Raw genomic sequence first — 15,174 nt, forward strand, 5'->3', positions numbered from 1 at the left:
TGATTTTCTATGCAAAAATTCACGGTATTACGGCCGGGAAAATAATCAAGTTTAATGTGATCGTTCTTGTCGGGTATGGTTTTGGGCATCCCTGTTGCGCCAAGACGGCATGAACCGGGTAATTTATTAAATTTACGCCGAAAATTTGCCGAGATTTAAATTGTGGCCCAAATCGGCTTTTTCAATGAGTTTAGGCCCAAATTGCTTTTGAGGGCAAATATGGGCGATTTTGAAGGTTTTTGCTCTTTTGAGACTTGGGGGGTTCTGGTAGGGTTTTCCGATTAATTCCCATGAAAGGAACAGGACAACTATGTCTGATGCAGAAAACGATTTGAATGCTGAAGAAGCAACCAGAAATCGCGCCGCCAGCAACCCCGATGCTGCGGGTTACGGTGCTGACCATATTACCGTTCTTGAAGGTATCGAAGCGGTTCGGAAACGCCCGGCCATGTATATCGGCGACACCGGTACACGCGGTTATCATCATTGTGTTTATGAGGTAGTTGATAACTCAATCGACGAAGCGCTGGCGGGCTACTGTTCAAATGTAGAAATCCGCATCAACGAAGATGGCTCGCTGAGTGTCATCGATGACGGCCGCGGTATTCCCGTGGATATGCATCCGACCGAAGGGAAGCCTGCGGTAACCGTGGTGATGACGGTCCTGCACGCCGGCGGTAAATTTGATTCCGACACCTATAAAGTGTCCGGTGGTCTGCACGGGGTTGGTGTGTCGTGTGTGAATGCCCTTTCTGAATGGCTGGAAGTCGAGGTTAAGCGCGACGGACAGATTTATCATCAGCGCTTTGAGCGCGGGGTTGAAGTGACCGAGCTGGTGACCATCGGTAAAACCGATGAAACCGGCACCAAGGTCACATTCATGCCGGACCACAGTATTTTCACCCACGAAACCGGGTTCCAGTGGGATATTCTTTCGGCACGTCTGCGTGAACTGGCCTTCCTGAATCGCGGTGCAAAAATTACACTGAAGGAAGCGGCAACCGGTCGTGACGAGGTGTTTAAATATGACGGCGGTATTCTGGAATTTGTCCAGCACCTCAACCGAAATAAATCGCCGATGCATCCGGATGTTATCTATTTCGAGCGCGAAAAAGATGATGTCGTGGTTGAAATCGCCATGCAGTATTCTGATGCCTTTAATGAAACCATTTTCAGTTTCGCTAATAACATTAATACGATTGAAGGCGGCACGCACCTTTCCGGGTTCCGTTCGGCACTGACCCGCACGGTTAATGCCTATGCCAAGCAGAACAAACTGATTAAAGATGATAAACAGACGATGGGCGGCGATGATATCCGAGAGGGCATCACCGCTGTTATTTCCGTCAAAATTCCTGATCCTCAGTTTGAGGGACAGACCAAAACCAAGCTGGGCAACGGCGAGGTGGAGGGTATTGTTCAGCAGATTGTCAACGAGGAACTCGGGACCTGCTTTGAAGAAAATCCGAACATTGCGCGGACGATCATCGATAAAGCGGTGGTTGCGGCGCGCGCCCGGCTTGCGGCACGTAAAGCGCGTGATCTGGCGCGGCGCAAAGGAGCCCTCGAAAGTGGCGGACTGCCGGGTAAACTGGCGGACTGTTCCAGCCGTGACCCCTCCCGCACCGAAATTTATATTGTGGAGGGTGATTCCGCGGGCGGGTCGGCCAAGCAGGGCCGCGACCGGGAATTTCAGGCCATCCTTCCGGTAAAAGGTAAAGTGATCAATGTGCAGAAGGCGCGCCTTGATAAAGTGCTGGCCAACGATGAAATCCGCACCATGATTACAGCCATTGGAACGGGCATTGGTGAAGATGATTTTGATATTGAAAAAGCCCGCTACCATAAAATCATTATCATGACCGACGCGGACGTTGACGGTGCGCATATCCGTACCCTGCTGCTGACGTTTTTCTATCGCCAGATGCCGCAGCTGATTGAACACGGTTATGTCTACATTGCTCAGCCGCCGCTGTATAAGGTGACTCGGCGCAAGCGCGAAGAGTATGTGGAATCGGATGCGCATCTTACGCAGATCCTGCTCGACCTCGGCGCGGACGGTCTCAAACTTGAAAAGGCCGACGGCACTGAACTGCTCGACACCAAGGGGCTGCGTGAACTGCTCGATAACCTGGTTAAAATCGAAGATATTGCCGATAAGCTCCGTCGCCGTGGCATCCTGCCGAGCGATTATCTGGCTGCCCGCGATCCGGAAACCGGAAATTTCCCGCAATACTGCGCCTATATGAACGAGGCCGGCGAGGAGCTTGATATCCGTTTTGCGGCCGATGATCAGGGGTTGCGCGCCATTTTTGATGAAGTGCAGGCCGGCATTGAAACGGTGGACGGTGAGGTTCCGGAAGAAAAGAAAGTCCGGTATAAGGAGCTCTATTTCGCGACGGAGCTGAAAATGATTTTCCAGACCTTGAAAGAGGCCGGATATTCCATTGAGCAGCTTGTCGGAAAAGAAAAACCGCAGTTCAATATTGATGATAAAGGGACTAGGATTCCGGCGAATTCGCTGATGGACCTGCTCGGTATTGTGCGCGATCTCGGTCGTAAAGGAATGAGTATTCAGCGCTACAAAGGTTTGGGTGAAATGAATCCGGAGCAGCTGTGGGAAACTACACTGGATCCGGAAAACCGGCGCATGACCAAAGTCGTCCTTGAAGACGCGGTGAAAGCCGACGAAATGTTCACCATCCTGATGGGCGACGAGGTGGAGCCCCGCCGTGAATTCATTCAGGAAAACGCACTTAACGTCACCAACCTCGACATCTAACGAAAGCGCATTATGGACAACATTCTTAACGAACGCATTGACCTGATTAATATTGAAGATGAGATGCAGCGTGCCTACATCGACTACTCGATGTCGGTGATTGTCGGACGCGCACTGCCGGATGCCCGCGACGGCCTCAAGCCGGGCAACCGCCGTATTCTCTACGCGATGAAAGAGCGCGGATGGACGCACAGTAAAGCATTTGTGAAATGCGCTAAAGTGGTCGGTGAAGTGATCGGTAACTATCATCCGCACGGCGATACCGCAGTGTATGACACGCTCGTCCGTATGGCTCAGGAGTGGGCGATGCGCGGCATGCTTATTGATGGCCAGGGTAACTTCGGTTCAATCGACGGCGACCGCGCGGCGGCCTATCGATATACCGAGTGCCGGTTGCGTCCGCTGGCGGAAGAGATGCTGGCTGATATCGACAAAAATACCGTCGATATGCGCCCGAACTTTGACGAATCGCTGATGGAACCGTCGGTACTGCCGGCGCGTGTTCCGAACCTGCTGGTGAACGGTTCGACCGGTATTGCGGTCGGTATGGCCACCAATATTCCGCCGCACAATCTCGGCGAAGTGATCGATGGCACCATCCTGCTGATCGACAATCCGGAAGCCACGATTGATGAACTGCACGAATTGATCAAAGGTCCGGACTTCCCGACCGGCGGTACCGTGTACGGTCTCAATGCTGTGCGTGATTTCTACACCACCGGCCGCGGAAAAATCAAAGTCCGAGGTAAAGCCGAGATCGAAGAAGAAGATAACGGCAAGGCTCGGATCATCATTACGGAAATTCCGTATGCGTTGAATAAAACGCTGCTGATTCAGAAAATGGTTCACCTGGTTCGCGACAAGAAACTGGAAGGTATTTCCGATATTCGCGATGAATCCGGTAAGGAAGGCATCCGTCTTGTCATTGAGCTGAAGCGCAATGCGGTGCCGAATGTGTTGCTCAACAACATTTTTAAACACACGCAGATGGAACAGACCTTCGGCGGCATTATGCTGGCGATCGATAAAGGTAAACCGCGTGTGATGAATCTGAAGGAAGCATTGCAATGCTTTATTGATCACCGTTTTGAAGTGATTACCCGCCGCACACAGTTCGATCTTGAAAAAGCACAGGCCCGCGCTCATATCCTCGAAGGATATCTGCTCGCGATGGACAATATGGACGATGTGGTCCGCATTATCCGCGACTCCAAAAACCGCGAAGAAGCGCAGGAGCGTCTGATGTCTAAATTCGGATTCTCCGAAATTCAGGCCAAAGCGATTCTTGATATGCGGCTCTATCAGTTGACCGGTCTGGAACGTGAAAAAGTTGAAGCGGAATATGCCGAGCTCAAAAAACTGATCGAATACCTCGAAGACCTGCTGGCGAACCCGGACAAAATTTACGGGGTGATCAAAGAAGATCTGGAGCAGATCCGCGCTAAATACGGTGAACACCGCAAAACCGATCTTTCGATTGATGAAGGCGAAATCGACATTGAGGATCTCATTGCTGATGAGCCGTGCGTGATTACCCTTTCCAACACCGGCTATATCAAGCGCGTTCCGAGCGATACCTATCGCCAGCAGCGGCGTGGCGGTAAAGGCGTGGTGGGTATGAGCACGAAGGATGAGGATTTTGTGGAACACATTTTCTCGGCTTCGACGCACGACTATCTGCTCTGCTTCACCGAAGAAGGCCGCATGTACTGGTTGAAAGCCTACTATGTGCCGGAAGGCACCCGCCAGAGTCGCGGCCGTTCGCTGGCCAATGTGCTGCAGATGGGGCAGGACGAAAAACTCGCCGCCATTCTGTGCGTGCGCGAGCTCAATGACGATTCACATAACCTGATCATGGCCACTAAAAAGGGCACGGTGAAAAAGACCGTGCTCTCGGCCTATAAGAATGTCCGTGCCGCCGGCATCAACGCCATCAATATTGATGAAGGCGATGAACTGATCGGCGTCAAGCTCACCAGCGGCGATGACGAAATCATCCTGAGCATGCGCAACGGTAAAGCGATTCGCTTTAATGAAAAAGACGCCCGCCCGATGGGTCGCGTTGCCCGCGGGGTCCGCGGGGTTCGTCTGGAAGGCGATGACGAGGTTGTGACCGTTGAAATTGTGGATACGGAATCGACGATGATGGCGATCACCGAAAACGGCTACGGCAAACGGACCAGCTTCGATGAATACCGTACGCAGACGCGCGGCGGTAAAGGCATCATCAGCATTCAGACGACGGATCGTAACGGTAAAGTGGTTTCCGCTCATGCCGTGACCGATGAGCATAAACTGATGCTCATTTCCGAAGGAGGGCAGATGATCTGCATCGGTGCCAGCGATCTTCGTGTCATCGGCCGTAACACGCAGGGGGTTCGCCTCTTCAATTTGAAAGAGGGCGATAAACTGGTTTCTGCCGCGGTGCTCGAACCGGAAGATGAGAGTCCGGAAGAACCTGCAGCAGAAGAGGTGGAAAATGCGGAAGGCGAAGCTTCGGTAGAAAATGCGGACAATGCGGCTGCAGAACCGAATTCTGAAACTGACAAACCGACTGATGAGCAGGCCGGGGAATAAGTAAAGGACTGCGCTGCGGCGTTCTGCCGGCATAATGAAAACCACGCTCAAACAGATTGCATTGATTCTGTTGGTGAGTGGTTTTCTTGCACTTACAGCGAACCTGATTCACCCGCGCCGCATTCCCTGGGTGCAGTCGTGGTCGGATCAGGTTGAAGCAAAGGCGAAGAACGCAGGTATTCGGGTCATTCCGTTTTCTGTGGCTTTGGAAAAGTTCCAATCCCCGGAAGTGCTCTTTATTGACGCGCGACGGCTGGAGGCGTTTGAGGACGGTCATATTCCGGCCGCGGTTTCCCTTCCTTTCGAATCTCTGGAAGATCAGTTTCCAAGGATTGGAAATCTGCTGGATTCCGGGAACGAACTGATTGTCTACTGCGCCAACCGCGATTGCGACGATGCATTCCTGCTGGCTGCTGAACTGCAGGCGATGGGGGCAGAAAATCTGCTTCTTTTTATTGATGGGTTCGAGGCGTGGGCAGCATACGGCGGGGCGGTGGAGCCATGACACAGGAGCGGAAAATCTACCATCTGGCTTATTGGTGTTGTTGCGCTGTGCTGGCGGTTACGTTTTTATCCGGCTATCACAAAATTCTTTATCCGGAGCATTTTGCGCTTTCTGTCTACCGGTTTCATCTGCTTCCGGATGTGCTGGTGAATATCATTTCACTCTATTTCCAATGGCTGGAAATGGTGTGCGCAGTCTGCCTGCTTGCTGTGCCGCGGTTCCGTGTGGCGGCGCTTTGGGTCACGTTGTTCCTGCTGGCCGTCTTCACGACGGCCATCGGAATCAACGTGATGCAGGGAACGGCATTCAGTTGCGGCTGCTTCAGTAATGCGCCGGATGCCGAACCGATGAACGGAATGAGTGTGGTTCGCAACCTCATCCTGATGGCACTGGTCGGCATGGCGTTTTACGGAAGAAAAAAAGCGGCGGTTTAGCCGTATTCCTCGATGTAGTCTTCCATGGAGGCCGCGATGACTTTGAGGGCATGTTCGCGTCCGTAGATTTCCGGAATGTTGACATCGGACGGCTGGCCCGGAACCAGTTTATAGGTTTCAAAATAGTGGCGCAGGCGTTCCAGCAGGGCATGGGAAACATCGTTTATATCCTTCGCATCTTCCCAGAACTGGTCGTTATCGAGCACGGCGATGATTTTGTCGTCGGCTTCGCCGCTGTCAACCATCTGCATGCCGCCGATGACCCGTGCGCGGAGAATTACTTCGCCGCGATTAATGGGACGTTCGGTGATGACGCAGATGTCGAGCGGATCGCCGTCGCCTTTAACCGATGTAGGGGAGAGGTCCTGCACCCGGGAAGCACAATAGGTCTGAGGAATAAATCCATAGAGGGTGGGGGTCATGGAAGAGGTGAGCTGCGGTCGGTCCACCCGGAGATATCCGGTGGTTTTATCCACTTCATATTTCACCGCATCAAATTCGGTCATTTCAATGTAGGCATTAACCACACCTTCAATACCTTCATGGGCTTCAAGACCATGCCAGGGGTGCGGCCGCCAGCGGTAGAATGTTTTCGGGAATGCCATATTTCTCTCTTCTTTCTTGTTAGTCTGTTCGGATGATATCTGCGCCGAGCGCGGTTAGTCGATCTTCAATTGTTTCATATCCGCGGTCAATGACCTGTGCATTGTGAATAATACTTTCACCTTCGGCGCAGCAGGCTGCAATGAGCATGGCCATTCCGGCGCGGATGTCGGGACTGGTGAGGTTGCCGCCGCGCAGTTTTGTGGGGCCGATGACGACGACGCGGTGGGGATCGCATTGGATGATGTTGGCGCCCATACCCATGAGGTGATCGACAAAATACATGCGGCTTTCGAACATTTTTTCAAAGAAAAGGGCCGTTCCCGCGGTCTGTGTGGCGAGTACAATGCAGACGGACATCAGATCGGACGGGAAGGCGGGCCAGATGCCGTCTTCGATTTTCGGGGTGGCATGGCCTTCGTCGGGGAGAATGGTTCGGCTCGGCTGGGCTGGAACGATGAGGTCCCGGCCGTCGCGCGTCCATTCGACGCCGAGCTTGGAGAATGCACGCTGCATGACCTGCAGAGTCCGGGGTTCGCCGGCATTGGGAATGGTGAGCGAGCCGCCGGTGACGACGGAGGCGGCGATGTAGCTGCCGACTTCAATATAATCGGGCTGTACGGTGTATTCCGCGCCGTGCAGTTTTTCCACGCCGTTGATGATGATGTTATTGGTGCCTATGCCTGAAATTTTTGCACCCATGGCATTGAGCAGATGGGCGAGGTCCTGCACGTGCGGTTCGCAGGCGGCGTTGTAGATGGCGGACTCGCCGGCGGCGAGCGTTGCGGCCATCATGACATTTTCCGTGGCGGTTACGCTGGCTTCATCAAAAACCATGGGCCAGGCGGTCAGCGGACCGGCTTTAAAGCGGTAGGCGGAATCGGTGGTGATTTCCGCGCCCAGTGAACGGAGGCCGTAAAAATGAGTGTCGAGTCGCCGCCGGCCGATGACATCGCCGCCCGGCGGATGAATGACGGCACTGCCATGTCGGGCGACCAGGGGGCCGGCGAGCAGAATAGAGGTGCGGACTTTGGAGCAGAGTTCTTGGCTTAAATCGGTGGTTTTCAGGCTCTTTGCACAGAGGGTTACGGTGTGGTTATCGAGCGAAACCGAAACGCCGATGCTGTCGAGCAGCTGGAGCATGACGTTAACGTCGTTGATGCGCGGGACGTTATGAAGAATCAGGGGTTCATCGGTCAACAGGCAACTGGCCAACATGGGCAGGACTGCATTTTTGTTGCCGCGTGGATGGAAGGTTCCACCGATTGAGTTTCCGCCCTGAATGATGAATTTCGACACTGCTGTTTTCCCCTGTACGTAAAATCACGAATGTTCCAGACCTTGGAAGGAATAGAAAGCATTTTCCAATGGTTGGAAAACAGGAGTGCTGAATAGGTGTTCGAATATAGTGGTATTTTGGTTCCATTTAATTATGGTCTGCGCATAGGCGAAAATAACCTGTTGATGAAATGTGAATGATTAAATCGTTTAAAGAGGATGGAACGACGTTTGAGGAACGCAGGCGGACCGGTGCGGCCGTCGGCTTCGGGACCTCGTTTGCTGCCGGGATGGTGATTTTCGGGCTTGGCGGTCATTGGCTGGATACCCGGTACAACAAAGAACCGCTTTTTACCCTGATTGGGATCGCGTTGGGCCTTTTTTATGGCGCCTATGAAATCTGGAAACTGATTTTAATGATGAATCGGCAGAACGCTGAGATGGAAATGAGTGCAAATGATGAGAAGGAATGCCGTAAATGATTCATCCGATTGATCCCATGACGCTGGTCTGGACGCGCGCCTTTGCTGTTTCCATGGGGCTCTTTTTAGGGGTTACGGCGCTAATTACTGGAATAGATGATCAGAATACCCATAGAAAAGAATTATTTTATAGTTGGCTACTCGTTTTGGTTAATGCATATATCGGTATCTTTATAGCGAATAAGGCCATAAAGCAGCAATTCGGCGGTTTTTTTGTGTGGGGCTTCCTGCTCAACGGCATCCGGGCGGCTGTTTTTCTTTTCGTATTGCTGGCCATTGTGGAATGGCAGTGTGTGGAAGTGACGCGTTTTGTCCTGATGTCAAAATTCGGATATATGGCCTTTATTGCAGCGGAAATTTACGGTGTGCATGTTTTCACCTTGAGAAGTGCACAGCTTGAAGCCGGTGAATGATCGATGACAAATGATATACACCTAGTTGAAGACCTGCAGCACGCGGCGCACGAAACCGCGGACCGGGCGCATTATGTGAACCAGTGGGTGATGCATCATGTGACCGATTCCGGGGAATGGCATACGCCGCTGTGGAGTCTGCATCTGCCGCCGTGGATGAGTAATAACGCGGTTATGCTGATTGTGGCCAGCCTGCTGCTGATTATCAGCTTCGGTGCTTTTTACCGTTATCAGGACCGAAAAGCCCCGCGTGGCTGGACCAATGCACTCGAAGCACTGGTTCTTTTTGTGCGTAACGAAATCAGCATTGCCTATCTCGGGCCGAAAGACGGGCGTAAAATGGCCCCGCTCTTTCTTACTTTTTTCTTCTTTATTCTTACGTGTAATCTGATGGGGCTGTGTCCGTTGTTTTCCACAGCGACGGGGAATATCAATGTCACGTTCGGGCTGGCCTCGGTGACCTTCTTTTTCATGGTATTCGGGGCCATGTATGTGAACGGGCCGATCCGGTTTTTTAAAGCATTTGCTCCGGAGGGTGTGCCGTGGCCGATTCTGATTATTCTGATGCCGATCGAAATGATCGGACTGGTGATCAAGTGCGTGGCGTTGACCATCCGGCTTTTTGCCAACATGCTGGCGGGACATATTGTGGTTTTTTCGCTGGTGGGCCTGCTGGTGACCTTCGGTTACTGGGCACTGCCGGCGCTGGGAATGGCGCTGGCGATTAATCTGCTGGAAGTCTTTATTGCTTTTCTGCAGGCCTATGTTTTCACGGTGCTGTCGGCCATGTTTATCGGCGAGATGTACCATCCGGCGCATTGATAAATTGATTTTGAATAAAGTAACGTAAACAAAAACAGACTCAGGAGATAATTATGAACACAGCAGTACTCGGTGCAGGACTCGTTGTTTTTGCCGCGGCCTTCGGTATCGGCTGGATTGGATCGGCGGCGATGAAGGCCATGGCCCGTCAGCCGGAAGCGGCTCCGAAAATCCAGACGGCCATGCTGATTGCCTGCGCCTTGATTGAAGGTGTTGCCCTGTTCGGCGCGGTGATTTGCTTCCTGGCGAATTAATAACGTAAAAGCGGCATTACCAAGGAGTTCGTATGGCCGATTCGGCACAAAATACCGAACAACCTCAGGGGTTGGCAGGGATCATTGAAGCTCATGCCGTGCATGAGGGAGATCACCACGAGGGCGTAAACCCGATGGAAATCTCCGGCGGGATGGTCATCTGGACCTGGGTCCTGTTCGCGATCACACTGCTGGCGCTGTATAAGATCGCCTGGAAACCGATTCTCGGTGCGCTGGATAAGCGTGAAGAGGAAATCCAGGAATCGATCGATAATGCCGAAAAGCTGCGCGAGGAAATCGATGGGCTTGAGGCGTTCAAAGCGGAACAGATCGGGCTGGCGGAGAGCGAAGCCAAAGTGATCGTCGAATCCGGACGGAAAGCGGCGCATGAGCAGGCCCGGGTCATTGAGGAGAAGGCGCATGATGCCGCACAGATCCTGACCGAAAATGCGACTCGCGATATTGAATCTTCCCGTGCAACCGCAGAAGAGGCGCTTCGTATTGAAAGTGCCAAATGGGCACGTGAACTGGCCGGTAAACTGATTGATGCCAATCTGGATGATGAGAAAAACCGGGCGTTGACCGATAAACTGATACAGGAGCTTTAAACGCGATGCAGGTCACGTCCGTTTCCAGGCGATATGCAAGTGCTCTTTTCGATTTTGCAGAAGAGCAGCATGCAAAAAGTGAAGTCCGTGCTGACTGTGCGGCCATGGCCGCACTGTTTGATGAATCGCCGGATTTTTCAGACTTTGTGTTGAATCCAACGATTCCTCCGGCCGACGCGGAACAGATGCTCGTGAACCTGTTCGACGCGAAGGCGCATCCGGTTACACTGCAGTTTCTGCGGTTTCTGGTTTCGCGTAACCGGCTGGCTGAATTACGGGCGGTCTGCGAGATTTTTGAAGAGATGACCTGTGACGAGCAGGAGATCATCAAAGTGAATATTACAGCTGCTCATGAACTGACCGAACAGCAGCTTAATGCACTGCTGGTGAAGCTGCGCGAACAGTATCAAAAAGAAATCGAAGCCGAAGTGGACGTCGACCGGTCACTCATCGGCGGTTTTAAAATCAAGGTTGGGGATCATATCCGGGACTTCAGCCTGTTGAGTAAACTGGATCAATTTGAACAATCTGTGATCCGCGCCTAGTGCGATGAGTCATAAGTAGAGGGTAAAACCATGGCGATAGATATCAAGCCAGACGAAGTGTCAGCGATTCTGAAGCAGCAGCTTCGGGACTTCAGTGGACAGGCTATTGATTATGAAGTGGGCACAGTGCTCAGCGTGGGGGACGGAATTGCCCGCGTGCACGGTCTTTCCAGTGTGATGTCCGGCGAGCTGGTTGAATTTTCCAACGGCATGAAAGGTATGGCACTCAACCTCGAAGAGGATAACGTTGGGGTGGCCATTTTCGGGAGTGATTCCGGAATTAAAGAAGGCGACCACGTGAAACGTACCGAACAGATTGCTTCGGTTCCGGCGGGCGATGCTCTGACCGGCCGCGTGGTGGATGCGCTGGGGGTTCCGATCGACGGCGGCCCTGCGCTGCATGACATTGAATACCGCCAGATTGAGGTGAAAGCTCCGGGCATTATCGATCGTCAGGATGTGAATGAACCGATGCAGACCGGGATCAAAGTCATTGATGCATTGACGCCCGTCGGACGTGGTCAGCGTGAGTTGATTATCGGTGACCGGAAAACCGGTAAAACGGCTTTGGCGATCGATACGATAATCAATCAGCGCGGCGAAGATGTGCACTGTTTCTATGTTGCCATCGGCCAGAAGCGTTCCACCGTCGTTCAAGTGGCGGAAACATTGCGCAGCCACGGGGCGATGGAATACACGACCATTATTTCCGCCACGGCTTCTGATCCGGCGCCGATGCAGTTCCTGGCCCCGTTTTCCGGCACGGCGATGGCCGAGGTTTATCGCGACAGTGGCAAACACGCTCTGATTATTTATGACGACCTCACAAAACAGGCGCAGGCCTATCGTCAGCTTTCATTGCTGCTTCGCCGCCCGCCGGGACGTGAGGCCTATCCGGGCGATGTCTTTTATTTACATTCCCGTCTGCTGGAACGCTCCGCGAAAATGAGCGCGGAAAAGGGCGGCGGAAGTCTGACTTCGCTGCCGATCATTGAAACGCAGGACGGCGACGTTTCGGCGTATATTCCGACCAATGTGATTTCGATTACAGACGGGCAGATTTTCCTGGAGTCGGATCTGTTTAATTCCGGTCAGCGTCCGGCCATTAACCCGGGGCTGTCGGTTTCCCGCGTCGGCGGCGATGCGCAGATCAAGGCCATGAAACAGACGGCCGGCACGTTGCGCTTGGACCTGGCCCAGTATCGCGAGCTGGCGGCCTTTTCCCAGTTTGCTTCGGACCTCGATGAATCAACCCGCAAACTGCTGGAACGGGGGGAGCGCCTGATGGAAATCATTAAGCAGGGCGTACATGTCCCGCTTGAAGTGGCGAAACAGATTGTGATTATTTATGCCGGAACGAACGGATTCCTGGATGATATTCCGGTGGCCGAAGTGGGGGCGTTTGAGGCCGCATTGTATGAAGCGATGGATTCAAATTATGCCGATGTCCTGCGCCGGATCCGGGAAGAAAAGGCTATGAATGATGATTTGAAAGAAGATCTTCGGGCCGCGCTGGAAGCATTTAAAAAAACCTACACCGCATAGAAAGAGCCGGTAAAGACGCATGGCGAGCATTAAGGAATATAACCGCAAACTCAGCAGCCTGAAGAATACGGTTAAGATCACCAAAACCATGAAAATGGTTTCGGCGAGTAAACTGCGCCGTGCCCAGGAAGCGGAAAACCGGGCTAAGGATTACGCACATGAAGTGAATAATCTGATCTACCGTGTGGCGGGTTCAGTGGAAGAGGAGATGCATCCGCTGCTGATGCCGCATGCTGAAGCAAAGAAAGTTCTGTTGCTGGTTTTTTCTTCCGATAAGGGATTGTGCGGCGGGTTTAATAACACACTGATCAAACATGTTGAAAGGCAGTGCACCGCGCTTGAAGCCGAAGGCAAAGAGGTCAGCATGGCATTCTGCGGCCGTCGCGGTTTTCTGCACTTCGGGAAGCGGGCCCCGGTTTTTAAAAACTATGCCGGCGTAACAGCCGCCCCGAATTCGCGCGATGCTGCTGAAATAGCCGAGGAACTTGAAGCCGCATTTGTGAACGGCGATATCGATGAAGTGCACATGATTTACAACCATTTTGTCAGCCCGCTTTCGCAGGTTCCGCAGATGGACCGGCTGATGCCGCTTCCGATGTCTACATTGGAAGACCATGATCAGGTGGATGAAATCCGGGAAGATGATTTTATTTCGGAACCGCCGCTTTCAGAGCTGCTGGAACGGCTGATCCCGAGGCTGGTGGTTTTCAAGGTCTTTTATGCCCTGTTGGAAAACGCAGCCGGCGAACATGGTGCGCGAATGACCGCAATGGATAACGCGACAACCAATGCGAATAAGATGATTGATGAATATACGCTGTTGCGCAACCGTGCGCGCCAGGCGGCGATTACCACAGAATTGATTGAAATTATTTCCGGTGCGGAAGCACTGTAAGGAACAGGAGCGGTTTTTATGAGTTCAGCATCCCCAACGGGTAAAATTTCCCAGATTCTGGGCGCGGTGATTGATGTGAAGTTTCCGGAAGGACACCTCCCGGAAATTCTTTCAGCGCTCAAATTATCCAATCCGAGTATCAGCGATGAACCGGAGAATCTGACGCTCGAAGTGGCGCAGCATCTCGGGGATAATACGGTGCGCTGTATTGCGATGGATACCACGGAGGGGCTGGTGCGCGGTGCGCCGGTTCGTGATACCGGCGATATGATCTGCGTGCCGGTCGGAACCGAAACCCTCGGCCGTGTGATGAATCTGCTCGGAGAGCCGATTGATCGTGCCGGGCCGATTTCCAGCGACTCCACCTCGCCGATCCACCGTGAAGCTCCGGCCTTTGATCAGCAGGATACCGCAGACAAGATGCTCGTAACCGGCATTAAGGTGATCGACCTGCTGGCTCCGTATAAGAAAGGCGGAAAAGTCGGCCTGTTCGGCGGTGCCGGTGTGGGTAAAACCGTATTGATCCAGGAGCTCATCAACAATATTGCCAAGGGTCACGGCGGCTATTCCGTATTTGCCGGTGTCGGGGAGCGTACCCGTGAGGGCACCGCACTTTACCGAGAAATGGGGGAAGCCGGTGTGATGGATAAAACCGCGATGGTCTATGGCCAGATGAATGAGCCGCCCGGTGCCCGTGCCCGTGTTGCGCTGTCGGCGCTGACGATGGCGGAACATTTCCGCGATGAAATGAATCAGGATGTGCTGCTTTTTGTGGATAATATTTTCCGGTTCACCCAGGCCGGTTCCGAAGTTTCCGCTCTGCTGGGCCGTATTCCTTCTGCCGTGGGCTATCAGCCGACGCTCGGCACAGACATGGGCGCACTGCAGGAACGGATCACGTCAACCAAGAGCGGATCGATTACTTCGATTCAGGCCGTCTATGTTCCGGCCGATGATTATACCGACCCGGCGCCGGCCACCACCTTTGCCCACCTGGATGCCACCACCGAATTATCCCGTCCGATTTCAGAGCTTGGAATTTACCCGGCCGTGGATCCGCTGACGTCGACGTCGTCGATCCTTAACCCGAATATTGTCGGTGAAGAGCATTACAACGTCGCCCGCGGTGTGCAGGAAATTCTGCAGAAATATAAAAACCTGCAGGACATCATTGCGATTCTCGGTATGGATGAACTCTCTGAAGAGGACCGGCTGATTGTGAATCGCGCGCGCAAAGTGCAGAAATTTTTGTCTCAGCCGTTCGATGTAGCCAAACAGTTCAGCGGGATAGATGGCATTTTTGTTCAGCTTGAAGATACCATCCGTTCCTTCAAGGAAGTGCTGGAAGGTAAGCATGATGATGTGCCCGAAATGGCGTTCTATATGGCCGGCGGCATTGATGACGTGCTGGAAAAAGCGAAGAGTCTCTAA

At 52.9% G+C, this 15,174-nt stretch carries 15 protein-coding genes; 13 read left to right on the plus strand and 2 right to left on the minus strand.

Annotated elements, in window-relative coordinates; translation table 11 throughout:
• The first annotated feature begins 310 nt into the window (after positions 1 to 310).
• The 4 genes from gyrB to P9H32_RS08285 are packed head-to-tail and all read left to right on the plus strand — an operon-like array spanning position 311 to position 6,298.
• Complete coding sequence (gene gyrB / locus P9H32_RS08270) at positions 311 to 2,782, plus strand: DNA topoisomerase (ATP-hydrolyzing) subunit B (protein ID WP_322608423.1); 2,472 nt, start codon at positions 311 to 313, stop codon at positions 2,780 to 2,782.
• Positions 2,783 to 2,794: 12 nt separating this feature from the next.
• Entirely contained in the window at positions 2,795 to 5,359 is a 2,565-nt protein-coding gene (gene gyrA, locus P9H32_RS08275; RefSeq protein ID WP_322608424.1) for a DNA gyrase subunit A, read from the plus strand.
• 34 nt (positions 5,360 to 5,393) lie between these two features.
• Positions 5,394 to 5,864, plus strand: a complete 471-nt coding sequence (locus P9H32_RS08280) for a rhodanese-like domain-containing protein (protein WP_322608425.1) — start codon at positions 5,394 to 5,396, stop codon at positions 5,862 to 5,864.
• Positions 5,861 to 6,298: a MauE/DoxX family redox-associated membrane protein gene (locus tag P9H32_RS08285; RefSeq protein WP_322608426.1), complete on the plus strand. Its 438-nt coding sequence runs from the start codon at positions 5,861 to 5,863 to the stop codon at positions 6,296 to 6,298. The genes P9H32_RS08280 and P9H32_RS08285 overlap by 4 nt, the downstream gene beginning before the upstream one ends.
• On the opposite strand, the gene P9H32_RS08290 is transcribed toward P9H32_RS08285, so the two are convergent.
• Together P9H32_RS08290 and murA are read right to left on the minus strand one after the other, a co-directional pair.
• On the minus strand, positions 6,295 to 6,903 hold the full coding sequence (locus P9H32_RS08290) for an inorganic pyrophosphatase (RefSeq protein WP_322608427.1): 609 nt from the start codon (positions 6,901 to 6,903) through the stop codon (positions 6,295 to 6,297). The two genes, P9H32_RS08285 and P9H32_RS08290, sit on opposite strands and share 4 nt — an antisense overlap.
• 19 nt (positions 6,904 to 6,922) lie before the next feature.
• Entirely contained in the window at positions 6,923 to 8,200 is a 1,278-nt protein-coding gene (gene murA / locus P9H32_RS08295; protein WP_322608428.1) for a UDP-N-acetylglucosamine 1-carboxyvinyltransferase, read from the minus strand.
• 176 nt (positions 8,201 to 8,376) lie between these two features.
• Between murA and P9H32_RS08300 the strand changes: the two genes are divergently transcribed.
• Genes P9H32_RS08300 through atpD form a run of 9 tightly spaced genes read left to right on the plus strand, consistent with a single transcriptional unit; the run spans position 8,377 to position 15,174 of the window.
• A complete protein-coding gene (locus P9H32_RS08300) occupies positions 8,377 to 8,661 on the plus strand; it encodes an AtpZ/AtpI family protein (RefSeq protein WP_322608429.1) in 285 nt (94 codons plus the stop codon).
• Complete coding sequence (locus P9H32_RS08305) at positions 8,658 to 9,074, plus strand: hypothetical protein (protein ID WP_322608430.1); 417 nt, start codon at positions 8,658 to 8,660, stop codon at positions 9,072 to 9,074. Before P9H32_RS08300 ends, P9H32_RS08305 begins: the two co-directional genes overlap by 4 nt.
• Before the next feature lie 3 nt (positions 9,075 to 9,077).
• Positions 9,078 to 9,896: a F0F1 ATP synthase subunit A gene (atpB, locus tag P9H32_RS08310; RefSeq protein ID WP_322608431.1), complete on the plus strand. Its 819-nt coding sequence runs from the start codon at positions 9,078 to 9,080 to the stop codon at positions 9,894 to 9,896.
• Between the two features lie 53 nt (positions 9,897 to 9,949).
• Positions 9,950 to 10,150, plus strand: a complete 201-nt coding sequence (atpE, locus tag P9H32_RS08315; protein ID WP_322608432.1) for an ATP synthase F0 subunit C — start codon at positions 9,950 to 9,952, stop codon at positions 10,148 to 10,150.
• A 32-nt stretch (positions 10,151 to 10,182) separates the two neighbouring features.
• On the plus strand, positions 10,183 to 10,758 hold the full coding sequence (gene atpF, locus P9H32_RS08320) for a F0F1 ATP synthase subunit B (protein WP_322608433.1): 576 nt from the start codon (positions 10,183 to 10,185) through the stop codon (positions 10,756 to 10,758).
• Between the two features lie 5 nt (positions 10,759 to 10,763).
• Positions 10,764 to 11,303: an ATP synthase F1 subunit delta gene (gene atpH / locus P9H32_RS08325; RefSeq protein ID WP_322608434.1), complete on the plus strand. Its 540-nt coding sequence runs from the start codon at positions 10,764 to 10,766 to the stop codon at positions 11,301 to 11,303.
• Positions 11,304 to 11,339: 36 nt separating this feature from the next.
• The gene (atpA, locus tag P9H32_RS08330; RefSeq protein WP_348534478.1) at positions 11,340 to 12,848 is read left to right on the plus strand and encodes a F0F1 ATP synthase subunit alpha; all 1,509 of its coding nucleotides are present in this window, start codon (positions 11,340 to 11,342) and stop codon (positions 12,846 to 12,848) included.
• 19 nt (positions 12,849 to 12,867) lie between these two features.
• A complete protein-coding gene (atpG, locus tag P9H32_RS08335) occupies positions 12,868 to 13,743 on the plus strand; it encodes an ATP synthase F1 subunit gamma (RefSeq protein WP_322608436.1) in 876 nt (291 codons plus the stop codon).
• A gap of 18 nt (positions 13,744 to 13,761) precedes the next feature.
• Complete coding sequence (gene atpD / locus P9H32_RS08340) at positions 13,762 to 15,174, plus strand: F0F1 ATP synthase subunit beta (protein ID WP_322608437.1); 1,413 nt, start codon at positions 13,762 to 13,764, stop codon at positions 15,172 to 15,174.

Source organism: Pontiella agarivorans, from assembly GCF_034531395.1.
In the GTDB taxonomy this organism is placed as follows: domain Bacteria; phylum Verrucomicrobiota; class Kiritimatiellia; order Kiritimatiellales; family Pontiellaceae; genus Pontiella; species Pontiella agarivorans.